We start from the raw sequence: 14,492 nt of genomic DNA, 5'->3' as shown, positions 1-14,492 counted from the left end.
AAAATGAGTAAAGCGTACGTTAACGTTTGGGCAGAGACAGTAGTGATCCCCACATACGGAATTGGTAAGCCAGATAAAAACCCGATGTTTTTTGAAAAGAGGATCTACCAGGGCAGCAGTGGGGTAGTATATCCCCATCCAGTCATAGAGAAAATATATGACGAGAAGGAAGAAAAAGAATACAAAGCTCTTTTTCTTGAAAATGAATACCTGAAAATTATGATCCTGCCTGAACTGGGCGGGCGCATTCAAATGGCTTACGACAAAATCAAAGAAAGGCATTTTATCTATTATAACCAGGTAATTAAACCTGCATTAGTTGGTTTAACTGGCCCCTGGATCTCTGGGGGTATAGAATTCAACTGGCCACAGCACCACCGTCCCAGTACATTTGATCCGATCGATTATAAAATAGAGGAGAATGCAGACGGCAGTAAGACCATTTGGGTAAACGAAATTGAACAAATGTTTCATACCAAAGGGCTGGCAGGTTTTACTTTATACCCTGATAAAGCCTATATTGAAATCAAAGCCAAACTGCTCAATAGGTCTGGTCTTCCTCAAACCTTTTTATGGTGGGCCAATCCAGCTGTTAAAGTGAATGATCACTATCAGTCGGTCTTCCCGCCTGATGTCAATGCCGTTTTTGATCATGGTAAAAGAGATGTGTCTACCTTCCCAATCGCAACGGGCACTTACTATAAGGTTGATTATTCGCCGGGTACTGATATCTCTAGGTATATAAATATCCCGGTGCCTACTTCCTACATGGCCATCAATTCTGAATATGATTTTGTGGGGGGGTATGAGCACGATACACAAGGCGGATTACTACACGTAGCCAATCACCATGTATCACCAGGAAAAAAGCAGTGGACCTGGGGGCATAGCGATTTCGGACAGGCGTGGGACAGGAACCTGACTGATGAAGACGGACCATATATTGAACTGATGACGGGTATGTTTACCGATAATCAGCCTGATTTTACCTGGCTGTTGCCTAATGAGGAGAAGTCTTTCACGCAATATTTTATGCCCTATAAGGAGCTTGGTGTAATTAAAAACGCCACAAAGGATATCCTTATCGCGTTAGATAAATCTGCTTTTAGTCTGGTGCTAAAAATTTATGTCACCTCGGTTCAAAAAGATGTGCAGCTCCAGCTTTCTTATAAAGGAACAGAACTGTTCTCGCAACAGATTACCATTGATCCAAAAGAAGTATTCGTTAAAGAATTAACGGTCGATGATCAAATCAATGAAAATGAACTGCTGCTGATCATTAATGCTGCTAATGGCAAAGAGCTGATCCGTTACGAGCCCGCAAAGAACAAACAAAACGAAATGCCAGTGGCGGCAAAGCCTGCTGTTAGTCCGCAGGAAACCGAAAACAATGAACAACTCTTTTTAACTGCCCAGCACCTGGAACAATATCGCCATGCAACTTATAGTCCGGTGCCTTATTATGAAGAAGCATTAAAGCGTGATGCAAAAGACTGCAGGTGTAACAATGCGCTCGGTTTATGGTATTTAAGGAGAGGTCAGTTCGCTAAAAGTGAGCAATATTTCCGCAGGGCGATTGAAACCATTACCCAGCGTAACCCCAATCCATGCGATACCGAAGTTTATTACAATCTTGGGCTTTGTTTAAAATATCAGGACAAGCAGGAAGAAGCCTATAAAGTATTTTACAAGGCAACCTGGGGAAGGGCCTATCAAGACAGTGGGTTTTTTGCTGTAGCACAGATAGACCTATCGCGTGGCGATTATGAACTCGCTCTGGAGCATATCGGTCAGGCAATAGACAATAATGCCAACAACAGCCAGGCTTACGTGGTTAAAGCTGTAGCATTAAGGCATTCAGGTTTTCTAAACAAAGCGGTAGAAGTTTCCAACTATGCACTGCAACGTGATCCTTTTAACCTGGGTGCAATATACGAATTACACTTAACGCATAATACTGCTGGTCATGAGGAGCAAAGCAAGGGCTCTTTGAACCAGTTAATAGAACTGTCAAGAGGCTACGCGCAAAATTTCATCGCCTATGCGAATGATTACGCAGCCTCGGGTTTATTTGAGGAAGCAGTCGGACTAATCAATCAGGCAATCCTTTTAAATCCGAACAACCCGCTTTTACATTACTATGCAGGGTGGTTCCAATTAGAACTTGGCGAAAAGGAAGAAGCGCTAACAAACTTTAAACTGGCAGCATTAGCACCGTCTTACCTTTGCTTTCCAAACCGATTGGAAGAAATAAAGCTGTTTATGCTGGCAATGAAGTTAAATCCGGAGGATGCTAAAGCACCTTATTATTTGGGTAATATATATTACGACAAGCGTCAGTATGATGATGCCATTAAGTTTTGGGAGATGGCTGTGCAACTGGACCCTGAATTTCCAACGGCCTTAAGAAACCTGGGTATTGCTTGTTATAATAAAAAGGGAGCAGCAGATAAAGCGCTTCAACTTTATGAAGCCGCCTTTGAGTTGGATAATACAGATGCCCGGATCCTGATGGAGCTGGATCAACTTTATAAGCGCTTGTTGAGAACTCCGGAAGAAAGGAAAGTCTTCCTGGAAAAGCATATGAATACCTTGATGCAACGAGATGACCTGTACCTGGAGTACGTTTCCCTGCTTAACTTTACCGGCAATTACCAGCAAGCATTAGACTGGATCAGCATCAGACAATTCCATCCATGGGAAGGCGGGGAAGGCAAAGCTTCGGGGCAATACCTATTTAGCCTTATCGAAATCGCTAAAGCACATTTGGCAAATCAGGAATTTGAAGAAGCAATCGGCCTACTGGAACGAGCTCAGGTTTACCCGCACAATCTTGGCGAAGGAAAACTCTATGGCGCTCAGGAGAATGATATCCAATACTGGTTGGGCAAAGCCTGGCAAGCGAAAGAAGATCCTGAAAAAGCAAAGCTGTACTTTGAACAGGCTACCGTAGGTTTAGACGAGCCATCTGCCGCCATGTTTTACAACGATCAGCAGCCAGACAAAATCTTTTACCAGGGTTTAGCCTATCAGGAATTAGGTTGGCCAGAACAAGCAGAAGCCATTTTTAACAAACTGGTCAACTACGGTATCCAGCACCTAAATGATGTAATCATTGTTGATTATTTTGCAGTATCGCTACCCAACCTGCTTATTTTTGAAGACGATTTGAATCTAAGAAATAAAGCACATTGCCAATTTATTCAAGGATTGGGATACCTGGGGTTAAAAAACACAACAAAAGCAATTGCAGCTTTTAATGAGGTATTGTCGCTAGATCCCGAGCATGTCGGGGCAAATACCCACATTAATATGCCAAATTGATAGATAAAAAGTAAAGTCATTACCCTAAATTTGGAGTTAGCCTAAGCACAACCACAATGAAATTTGAACGATCATTATTAAAAAGCATCAGTTATCTGTCTGCTTTTTCCTTAAGCCTTATCTTGGTATCCACCGGAGTACAGGCACAAATAGTAAACATTCCTATTGAAACCAGCAGCAACGCTTTGGTATTGCAAACGGATGCCTCAAAACATCTGGGTACCATTTACTTCGGTAAAAAGCTGGCCAATGCTGCAGAGTATGGACAAATTCCTGGTACCTATAAACAAACTAGCGATTATACTGGTCAGCTGAGCTCGGCCTATACCACTTCAGGTTCAAGAAACCTGCTGGAACCCGCCATTTCAGTAACCCATGCGGATGGCAATAACTCGCTCGACTTAAAATACGTGAGTCACAACACAACCCGGATAGACGATAATGTATCGCTTACTGCCATTATTCTAAAGGACCCTGTATACGATTTTACGGTAACACTATACTATAAAACATATGCAAAAGAAGATGTAGTAGAACAATGGAGTGTAATTAAGCATAAAGAAAGAGGTGAAATAGCCTTAAAAAAATACGCTTCTGCGAATTTATACCTAAAATCTTCCGGAGGTTTCTGGTTAAATCAGTACCATGGCGACTGGGCTAAGGAGATGCAGCCAGAAGAAAGTAAGATCACCCACGGCATTAAAACGATAGACACCAAACTAGGTACACGTGCCAATCTTTTTATGCCATCGGTAATCATGATATCTATGGATAAACCCGCTACAGAAGATGAAGGTACAGTACTTTATGGCGCTCTAGAATACAGCGGAAACTTTAAAACCGATATAGAACTTGATTACCAGAATAACTTGAAGATCATTTCAGGGATTAACAATTATGCATCTGAATATAGCTTAAAACCTAACGAAGAATTTACTACCCCTGCGTTTTTATACATGCTTTCTACCACAGGAAAAGGTACTGCCAGCAGGAAACTACAATCCTGGGCCCGTAACTACAGGCTGCTTGACGGTAAAGGCAGTAGGTTAAACTTATTGAACAACTGGGAATCAACCTATTTTGACTTCAACGAAAGCAAACTTGCCGAACTATTGAAGGATACCAAAAAACTTGGTGTAGACCTATTTCTTCTTGATGATGGATGGTTTGCCAACAAATATCCACGTAATGGTGATGGAGCAGGACTGGGCGATTGGGCAGAAAACAAAACTAAATTACCTAATGGAATTTCTTCATTGGTTAAAGAAGCGGAAAGCAACGGTGTAAAGTTTGGTATCTGGATAGAGCCTGAAATGGTTAATCCTAAAAGCGAGTTGTATGAGAAACATCCAGACTGGGTGATTAAAGAGAACAAGCGAGAAGAATATTATTTCAGAAACCAACTGGTGCTTGATCTGAGCAATCCAAAAGTACAGGACTTTGTGTTTGGCGTGGTTGATGATCTGTTTACTAAAAACCCCTCATTAGCCTATATCAAGTGGGATTGTAATGCGGTAATCTATAATGCCTATTCCTCTTACTTAAAAAATCAGAATCACTTTTATATTGAATACATGCGTGGTTTGTATAAAGTGTTGGAAAAGATTCGTGCCAAATACCCAACTGTGCCAATGATGCTATGCTCTGGCGGTGGCGGTAGGGTTGATTATGCCGCCCTAAAATACTTTACTGAATTTTGGCCGAGCGATAATACAGAGCCATTGGAACGTATTTTTATCCAGTGGGAATATTCTTACTTCTATCCGGCCATCAGCAGTTCAAACCACGTTACCGACTGGGGTAAACAGCCTATAAAATTCCGTACAGATGTTGCAATGATGGGTAAGCTGGGTTTTGATATTGTAGTGAGTAAACTACCTGAAAATGACCTTAAATATGTTCAGGATGCCATAAAGAACTACAATGTATTAAAGCCTATTATTTGGCAGGGCGATCAATACCGCTTGGCCAATCCTCGCGAAGGCAGTGTAGCTTCCATCTTGTATCTTAATGAAGCAAAGACCAATGGCGTAATATTCAATTACCTGGTTAACAACAGGTATGATGAGGGTAGTAAATTCCCTATACTTCTTAAAGGTCTTGATCCTGCTAAAAAATATACGCTTAAAGAGATAAATTTGATGCCTGGTTCACATTCTTCTATTAATGGCTCAAAAAGCTATAGTGGTAATTTCCTGATGACGGTGGGCTTTAATCCTGAAGTTAATTCTGGAAGAACCAGCGTGGTATTGCAGATAGACGAAATAAAATAGTAAGTTTATAATTACAAATTATAACAAGTATGAACATTAATAGTATTAAAAGTTTAAAAGGCGGGCTCCTGCTTGCATCGGTATTTTTTGCCGGTTCTTTGCAGGCCAAAGTTACCTTGCCTTCTATCTTTAGCGACAATATGGTCTTCCAGCAAAAATCTGCCGCCCGTATATGGGGCAGTACTGATGCCGGAAAGACTGTAAAAGTAACGGCAAGCTGGTCTAAAGCAGCAGTATCAGCGGTTGCTGGTACGGATGGTAAATTTATGGTAACCATTCCAACACCCGCCTACGGCGGACCATACACCGTAACCATTAGTGATGGAGATGTAACCACCCTCAATAACATCCTTTTAGGAGAGGTATGGGTATGTTCTGGACAGTCTAACATGGAAATGTCAGTTGCAGGATGGGGCAAGATCAACAACTACCAAGAAGAGGTTAAAAATGCAAATTATCCAAAAATCAGGTTGTTGCAAGGCGATAAAGTAACCAGCAATTCGCCATTGGCAGAAGCTAAGGTTTGGGCAGGTGGCTGGAAGGTATGTTCGCCAGAAAGTATACCTGAATTCTCGTCTGTGGCTTATTTCTTTGCGCGGGAGATATTTAAGAAAACAGGTATTCCTGTAGGTCTAATCCACACCAGCTGGGGCGGTACAATAGCCGAAGCCTGGACAAGTGCCGCTACGCTGAAAACCATGCCTGATTTTGTGGCTGCGGTTAACAAAATAGAAAATGCAGCTAAAGGAAATGGCGGTTTATCTATGGAAGTACAAATGGCTACCTGGAATACTATGGTCAATGCAACTGATGCAGGTTTCAAAGCAGGAGGCCTAGGCTGGTCGGCGGCCGCTTTGGATGATTCCTCCTGGAAAACAATGACCTTACCAGTAAGTTGGGAAGAAAGCGGATTGCCAAATTTTGATGGTATTGTATGGTTCCGTAAAACGATAACCATACCAGCTGCATGGGCAGGTAAAGAGTTAAAGTTAAACCTGGGCGTAATTGACGATAACGACATTACTTTTGTAAATGGTGTTAAAGTGGGCGAAACCATTGGTTACAGCAATAAAAGAGTATATACCGTTCCTGCTGCGCAGGTAAAAGAAGGGCCGTTAACCATTTCCATACGTGTAACTGATACAGGCGGTGGTGGTGGACTTTATGGTGGCGATAATGTGCTTACGGTTTCTTCAGCAGCTGGAGACAGCCAATCTTTAGCAGGAGCCTGGAAGTACAACGTTGGTGTTAACTTTAAAGATGTTGCGCCAATGCCAGCATCTAGTGAAGGGCCTAACCGCACTACTGTTCTTTACAATGCAATGATCAATCCTTACTTAAACTTCCCTATAAAAGGAGCCATCTGGTACCAGGGAGAGAGCAATGCAGACCGTGCCAATCAATACCGCACATTGTTCCCTAAAATGATAGAAGACTGGAGAAAAAGCTGGAAACAACCAAATTTTCCATTCTATTTTGTACAACTGGCCAATTTTATGAAGGTAGAAGCTGAGCCGGTGCCATCTGCATGGGCTGAACTAAGGGACGCACAACGACAAACCTTGTCGTTACCAAATACTGGAATGGCAGTGGCAATTGACATTGGCGAGGGGCCAGACATTCACCCTAAAAACAAACAAGAGGTTGGTCGCAGGTTAGCATTAATTGCCCTTGCTAAAAACTATGGATTAAAAATCCCATATAGCGGCCCTGTATACAAATCTTCTGTAAAGGTGGGTAAAACTATGGTATTGAACTTTACAGGTATAGAAAGCGGCTTAAAAGCCAGAGGCGGGAGTCCTTTAACAGGCTTTGCTATCGCAGGTGCAGATCAGAAGTTCCATTGGGCAACCGCTACTATCAAGGGTAACCAGGTTGTAGTAAGCAGTCCGGATGTTGCAAATCCAGTATCTGTACGTTACGCATGGGCGAATAATCCGGTATGTAACCTGGTAGACGGAGCAGACCTTCCCGCATCACCATTTAAAACAGATGGCTGGCCTGATAGCACTGCGCCAAAAAAATAAAGAAGTTAGTAAACAAAAATGAAGAAGTACTTAAACCGCTGACAGATCTGTTAGCGGTTTTTTCTTGAAAACCCAATACGTTTGAAGCGTATAGTTAAAACCAAGAGAAACAATAATATCAACAATGATGCGGCTAAATTTGTAATTGATCTTTAGCCAGCTGGTAAACAAAAACGTACCAGAACTCTTTAATAAAATGCTTCCGGCAACTACAAATACGAATTTAACAAGTTGGGCTCCTACAGGGGCCTTGTTTGCTTTATCTGCATTGAAAGTCCAGTAACGGTTAACGCAAAAATTAAGGATGGCACCAATTACGCCGCCAATACCAATAGAAATGGTGTAATGGATGTGAAGAATTTCTGTGCAGAATATCATTACGCTGTAATCAACAATCCCCCCTATAAAGGCAGAGAGCTGGGCTTTGATAAATACAAAAATGGCGTTATTCTTATTCATTAAGCAGGTTGCTTTTAAGCGCTGTTCTTCTTTGCTAATTTTTCTGCGCGCTCTGCTACATCACGGATATCCCCAAGCTTTAATAGCTTTCTGGTGTCTAAAATATTAATGATGAACAGGGTAATACACATGCCTGCTGCAAAATATTCTATCAGGTGGGGATGTATTGCTTCTATGGTAATGATAATGGCCAGGATCACCCTCACTTCAGTAGGTCCTACCAAGCCAGAATCTATGCTGTAAATATCGGTAATTTTGTAGCGCAGCTGCGAGATGATCATTGCCCAACCGTAAAGCACCACAAATACAAAAGCGATAAGTTCATACTGGTTACCCGCGTAAACCATATAGCCCAAACCTATCAGGACAGTTCCAATCCAATCCATAATGATGTCCAGAGAAAACCCAAACCACTTTCTGGGGATGTTTCTGAAATAAGCAATACGGCCGTCCAAAGAATCGCCCAGCCAGTTTATAGCAAGGCCGGCTACACCCAATAGCAAGTAAGACCTGTCTAAATAAGTTGCCAGAATAAAGCTTAGCAATACAATAAAGGAACCTATGGTGCCAATTACAGTCAGCGCATTTGAAGAAATATAATCAGGAACTTTTTTAACGAGATAAGAAATGGTGGCCTGTTCAACAGTACTTAGAATATTTGTTCTTTTTCTATCCTGAAATATTCTGGTTATCGTTCCATGATCAGCATCTGGGGTTGCACCAATATCGCTCAATATATTATCTTCCATTCTGATGTTTCTGTTCTGCTGTTTAACTGCGTTACAAAAGTATGTATTTTAACTTATTCCAACGGTGGTTTTCAATTCAATAACAGTTATTTCGGGCCATATACCAACGCGACCAGAAAAACCGAGAAAGCCAAAACCCCTATTGATGTTTAAATAAATGCCATCAGTGCCAGTTATACCCGCCCAATGCGCATAGCGATATTTTACCGGACTCCACTTAATTCCGAAGGCTTCAATGCCGAACTGCATGCCATGCGTATGACCGGAAAGCGTAAGCTGGATCTTTGACGGAGATTTTTTAACCTGTGCCTCCCAATGGGTAGGATCATGAGAAAGCAATACCTTAAAATCTGCAGGATCAGTTCCTTTCATCGCCTTTGGCAAATCGCCGCGCTCGCCAAAGCCTAGTCCCCAGTTCTCTACCCCGGCCAGTATGATCTTTTGTCCGTCTTTATGCAATTCCACATGCTCATCCAAGAGCAATTTATAACCTAACTCTGCGTGGTAGGCCTTTAGCTGTTGCAAATTGCCACGTTTTATCAGGTCGTTATCCCACTTTACATAATCGCCATAATCATGATTACCTAAAATGGAGTACTGTCCAAAAGGAGCTTTTACCTGGTTAAAATAACTGATCCAGGGCTTTATTTCTTCCGCTTTGTTGTTTACCAGATCGCCTGTAAATACAAAGAGATCAGAGTTTTGAGCCTTAATCATGTCTATGCCCCGTTGTACCGCTTTTGGGTTGCTGAAACTGCCAGAATGTATATCAGAGATTTGCGTAATGGTAAAGCCATCAAAAGCAGGAGGGAGGTCGTCAAAATATAAGGTATGTTTGATCACCCTGTAAGCATATTTACCTCTTACCATGCCATAAATAAAGGTGAGCACCACTAATACAAGTAATACCAAGTCGAAATAAATCCAAAGTGCGCTCCTTGGAGCTCCAATAATTAGCCGGTATGCATCACCCAATAAGAGTACTATGGCAAACACCACTTCTGCAGTAAACAGTATTAGGAATAAATGGGTTGAAAATTTAAACAGTCTACCCATCCCCCGCGTCTGGATACTAAGAATGCCGTAAATAAGCAATCCTGTTGCGATGGCTATAAAAATCCAAAATAGGTAGGGAACAATTGGATTTGGTACCACGACCTGCAGGCCGGATAACACGTATTGATTATTTCCAAAAAACAGCAATAATATAATGAGGAGCGGTAACAGACTGATTCTTCTTTTCATTTGATTTTATAAATCGGTCAAAAGTAGCAGTTGGTTTTACAAAGTTGCTATGAGCCAATACAATTTGACAATGCGATGTTAACGGAATGGTTGGCGAAAAGATTAATTGCTCAAATGAATTGGCACATAATCTACTGGCAATTGGTTTGCTACCCTAAATGCAGCCCAATACCCTTCATTTATCAAAGAATTCGGATCTGATAGGTTCCCATTACCATCTAATAATGTTTGTGTTTTTAACATGGTGATAATAGAAGTAATAAATGACGGCCTGTAAGCAGCACCATAACCCCAGAAGTCTGTTAAACTTTTTTTCTTCTTGTAGGTAATAAACAAGGAGTGAGGGAAAGAGATAATTGAATTGCCTTCAAATGGAGATGGTTTCAGAATGTATTTATAAGGTGCCTCTCCTGGATATAATATATTAAATCCTGCTTTAGTTCCCCATTTGTTGGTATTATTTTTCTCCTCATTTGTCAGTACTGTGGTGTCTTGCGGCGAGTAGTCCATTCCGTTCCACCTCATGGTTACTATAGTATCAGGAGCCTTATGTTCATCCCCCTGCCAGCGCTTTAAAACAGGGTGATTTGCGGGAGCCGTTACTGTTTTTTCGAGTATTTTTACAACATAACCTTCCTGTTTAAGCTGATGATTAGCTAATGCCTGCAAAAAATGCGCTAAAGAACCGTAGTAAGCATTTTCTCTATTAGCAGTCCATTTATCCTGTTCCTTTTTGTCTTTAGGAACCATCTGTTCGAAGCGCGTGTAGCCTGTGTAAGATGTCCTTCCCGCGAGATGAGAAAAGTAAGTCAAATCGTAATAAATTTTATATCCAAATAGTTGATTTTCAATGATTAATGTATTGTTCGCTTCTGCAGTTAATACGTAAGACTTACTGTATTTAAAAGACAATACTTTTGGATTTACAATTGTGCTTTGTGTACCAGTTCTTCCTAAAAAGAATATTCTAAAAAGAAGAAAATATTCCTCCCAATTAGAATCTGCAGTGATAGTTACCTCATCAAGGGATTTTTCCGAAGGTTGCAATTCCAGTCGCAATACTGGGTTGCTTGACCCGCTAAGCGGTAACGCCAAAACTTTATAACCAACGTAAGACACCACTAATTTATAGTTGCCCGCAGGAACGTTTAAAACAAATTCTCCTTTTTCATTAGTAGTTGTGCCCTTTGTAGTTTGGTCCATGTATACACTTGCTCCCGGTAGTGTTTTTTTGGTCTGAGCATCTATTATCACACCTGATATTTGAATTTCCGGCTGCTGTGCAAATAATTCTGAAGAATGCAGGAATAGCAAGAATGCAATTATTAATGCTCGCATAGAAGAATTGTTGCAGCACTTAACATCGTTCCTTTTACCCATTCCTTGTTATTTTTTTAAGCCGAAGAGATTGAATTTAAAGTTCCTTAAATCAAATTTAATAGAATCTGCAACCATACTATTCGCGCCAGATTGAGCGTTAGACATTGAAGCTACCTTCGCTAAGCCGGTCATATCTTTTGTATTATACACAACTTCATCCGCTGTAATTGTGTTGTATTGATATTTTATCGTTGCAGCGCCGTAGAGGTGAACAATTGTTTTGTCGAATGAAGTTGTAACAGAATCTCTCGCAATAAAAGATAGGGGCATATTTACTGCATCCTGACGAGGCGGGATTGCTCTTTTGAGCTCGATCTTTGAGTCATATCTTTTTCCATACTGCTCAGCAATAGCCGGACCACCCGAGAAACTTATCCAATAACCTTTAGCATATTTCTCATTTCCTACGGTCTTTAATACACTTTCGTTATAGCGTTTACCGTCAATTATTAACACTACTTCCGCACCCCTTTTCAAGGCTACACCACCGCCGCTCTTGCTCACCCCATTCAATTTTATTTGAATCCAATCATAGTTGCTACCATCTTGATTTTTTAAGGTACTTCGAACATAGAATTTTCTTGTAGCATCAGATTTATTGAAGGTTATTTTATTATACCGATCTATTTCTGTTGCATTGAAAATCTCTTTATTGGTTGTAGTAAGCATAAGTTTTCCATCCCTAAAAATTGTTTGATTGTAATCCACACATCTCGGACTTATTTTATAAAGAATAGCCTTATCATAAGTTTTTCCATCGATAGTTACCTCCAATACTTTCTCTATTGGAGCGTAATCAATCATCAACAATGAATCGGTTGGATGTTGCTTAAGCAATACTTTTTTTACTTTAATCTCATTTTGTGGTAAAGCAGGGTCCAGAATATTATTGTCCTCCTTTGTCAAATCTAATACCCCTGCAGGTATAATCTCTGGCATTTTTGCATAAACCACCTGGACGCAAAATGTACATAAAAGTACAATTGCAATAGGTAAAACAGCTACATACATTAGCTTTTTGATATTCTTTGACTCATTAGAGAAAAGCATTTGTATCCTTTCTTTAATTGGATGTTTCACAAAGCTATGTACCATTGCCGGATTACTATTTTTAACCGCCATAGAAAGTAGTAAGCTTGCATACACAGTGTTGCCAATTTCCGAAGAAGTTCGTTTATCGGCCTCATATTCATGTGCCTGTTCCATTGCATAATTATAAAAATAGATGATGGGATTAAACCATAACATGGCTTTGAATAAGCTGATAATGAGCTTGTCTACAGAGTGAGCACACATGACATGAACACTTTCATGCTTAATAATTTGAGAAATTTCTTCATCACTCCTATCGTGTTGGTCTACAAATACATAGTTCCAAAATGAACAATCGGTAAAGCCTTCCGATTTATAAATAATTTGAAGCTTACCCATTCTCTGGTCTATATGCCTCGCATACCACAAAACCCGCAGCAGCTGGAACAGGATTGATAAAACCATACCGATAGCAACTACCCAGTATATGCCAATGATTATTTTTTCCCAATCCCAGTTTTGCAGATTTGACAATTTTTCTTCCTCGACATTGATACTGATCGAATTACTGGAAATTGTAACTTGTTGACCTTGATCAGATTTGCCTGCATATATACTTGTTTCTATGGGTGGTACAGACTGATAACCTGAACCCTGTATTTGAAACTCAATGGAAGGGATAACCATACTGACGATTAATGTGCCAAGCAGGTAAATGCGGTTGACCGAAAAAAATGTAAGTTTTCTTAAAAAGAGGTGATAAAAGCCATAAAATATCACCAGACAAGCACTTACCTTGAGTAAATAAATAAGTAATTCCATATTATTTAGCGTTTTTGTTTATTAGATTTTGCAGTTCTTCTATGTCTTTTTTACTAAGGTTTTTTTCCTTTACCATAAAGGAAAGCAGGCTTGTGGGAGAGTTGTCGAAATAACCTGAAAATAATTTGTTGAAGGTAGTCTTGGTATACTGTTCTTTACTTATTGCTGCAAAATATTCATAAGTTTTACCGTAGGCCTTATAATTCACATAACCTTTCTTTTCAAGAAGGCGCACGGTAGAAGATACGGTGTTGTATGGAGGTTTTGGGTCTTCCGCTATAGCTTCAATAATGTCCTTTACAAATACTTTACCTAGTTTCCAGATAACCTGCATAATCCGCTCTTCTGATTTGGTCAATTCTTCCATACCATAAAGTTAAAACTTATTTTTAAGTTATACAACTTAAAAATAAGTTTTATTATTAAATGCTTGCATATTAACTGATTAAGTAGTGTTGTTAGGTTATTCTGTTTTTATGGAAGATAAGGATGAAATAAGTTTTTAATAATTAACTTACCCCTATGAAAATATTTGCGCTTTTATTTTTTGCCCTCGTCATAATTTCTTCTTTACTACAATTCCCGAAAAGGTTTTATGGTAATCATCTTTTTCAAGATGATAGTTATTCCCAGACTGCGTTTGTGTTTATGCGGGAATCGTTTCTCATCAATTTGGTTTCTTGCATTATAGTCGCTGCGGTATTTGCCATTGGTTATAATTACTGGAGAAAAAACAGAATTCATAAGCAAGCTTAATTTATTTTCGTTATGCAGGTCTCAACACATCGCTATAAACACTAAGGGAGAGAAGCAGGTTTCAAAAGAAAATTGGCGATTCGCAGTATACTTGCTGTAGTCAGGAACTAATAAATCTAAAAACGTATCGCAGATAATACGTTTTTACGCTAAAAACGTATCTGTCATGATACGATTTATCAAAGTCGAGCTAGATATAATCCTACAATCGCCTAACGATTTAATTTGTAGGTCGAATTAACCAAAGAAGTTTTATTCCCATCGTTTCGATAGCGACTCCTTTTAAATGGAACACTACGTGCCATAATTTCCACTTTATTCTGCATAAATATCATCCTAATAAAAAATATTAATTATCTTTAAACAATACGATTGTAACTGTGGCGAGTTACCGAGCAGAAGAGGTAAATAGGCGGAATTCAATT

At 39.9% G+C, this 14,492-nt stretch carries 10 protein-coding genes; 3 read left to right on the top strand and 7 right to left on the bottom strand.

Annotation, left to right across the window (positions count from 1 at the left end; all coding sequences use genetic code 11):
• Nucleotides 1–3: 3 nt before the first annotated feature.
• The 3 genes from ACVWYN_RS07480 to ACVWYN_RS07470 are packed head-to-tail and all read left to right on the top strand — an operon-like array spanning nucleotide 4 to nucleotide 7,624.
• Nucleotides 4–3,324, top strand: coding sequence for a DUF5107 domain-containing protein (locus ACVWYN_RS07480; protein WP_457288212.1), 3,321 nt, complete (start codon nucleotides 4–6; stop codon nucleotides 3,322–3,324).
• A gap of 56 nt (nucleotides 3,325–3,380) precedes the next feature.
• The gene (locus tag ACVWYN_RS07475; RefSeq protein WP_457288211.1) at nucleotides 3,381–5,597 is read left to right on the top strand and encodes an alpha-galactosidase; all 2,217 of its coding nucleotides are present in this window, start codon (nucleotides 3,381–3,383) and stop codon (nucleotides 5,595–5,597) included.
• Nucleotides 5,598–5,626: 29 nt separating this feature from the next.
• The gene (locus ACVWYN_RS07470) at nucleotides 5,627–7,624 is read left to right on the top strand and encodes a sialate O-acetylesterase (RefSeq protein WP_457288210.1); all 1,998 of its coding nucleotides are present in this window, start codon (nucleotides 5,627–5,629) and stop codon (nucleotides 7,622–7,624) included.
• Nucleotides 7,625–7,654: 30 nt separating this feature from the next.
• On the opposite strand, the gene ACVWYN_RS07465 is transcribed toward ACVWYN_RS07470, so the two are convergent.
• From ACVWYN_RS07465 to ACVWYN_RS07435, 7 genes are all read right to left on the bottom strand, one after another.
• The gene (locus ACVWYN_RS07465; RefSeq protein ID WP_457288209.1) at nucleotides 7,655–8,083 is read right to left on the bottom strand and encodes a GtrA family protein; all 429 of its coding nucleotides are present in this window, start codon (nucleotides 8,081–8,083) and stop codon (nucleotides 7,655–7,657) included.
• A gap of 14 nt (nucleotides 8,084–8,097) precedes the next feature.
• On the bottom strand, nucleotides 8,098–8,832 hold the full coding sequence (locus ACVWYN_RS07460; RefSeq protein WP_457288208.1) for a CDP-alcohol phosphatidyltransferase family protein: 735 nt from the start codon (nucleotides 8,830–8,832) through the stop codon (nucleotides 8,098–8,100).
• A 48-nt stretch (nucleotides 8,833–8,880) separates the two neighbouring features.
• On the bottom strand, nucleotides 8,881–10,077 hold the full coding sequence (locus ACVWYN_RS07455; protein ID WP_457288207.1) for a metallophosphoesterase: 1,197 nt from the start codon (nucleotides 10,075–10,077) through the stop codon (nucleotides 8,881–8,883).
• Nucleotides 10,078–10,179: 102 nt separating this feature from the next.
• Entirely contained in the window at nucleotides 10,180–11,457 is a 1,278-nt protein-coding gene (locus tag ACVWYN_RS07450) for a carboxypeptidase-like regulatory domain-containing protein (protein WP_457288206.1), read from the bottom strand.
• Between the two features lie 6 nt (nucleotides 11,458–11,463).
• Nucleotides 11,464–13,311, bottom strand: a complete 1,848-nt coding sequence (locus tag ACVWYN_RS07445; RefSeq protein ID WP_457288205.1) for a M56 family metallopeptidase — start codon at nucleotides 13,309–13,311, stop codon at nucleotides 11,464–11,466.
• A 1-nt stretch (nucleotide 13,312) separates the two neighbouring features.
• Nucleotides 13,313–13,678: a BlaI/MecI/CopY family transcriptional regulator gene (locus tag ACVWYN_RS07440; RefSeq protein WP_457288204.1), complete on the bottom strand. Its 366-nt coding sequence runs from the start codon at nucleotides 13,676–13,678 to the stop codon at nucleotides 13,313–13,315.
• Between the two features lie 206 nt (nucleotides 13,679–13,884).
• The gene (locus ACVWYN_RS07435; protein WP_457288203.1) at nucleotides 13,885–14,055 is read right to left on the bottom strand and encodes a hypothetical protein; all 171 of its coding nucleotides are present in this window, start codon (nucleotides 14,053–14,055) and stop codon (nucleotides 13,885–13,887) included.
• Nucleotides 14,056–14,492 lie beyond the last annotated feature (437 nt).

Source organism: Pedobacter sp. UYP24 (assembly GCF_054057295.1).
This window is presented reverse-complemented; position numbering and strand designations above follow the sequence as displayed.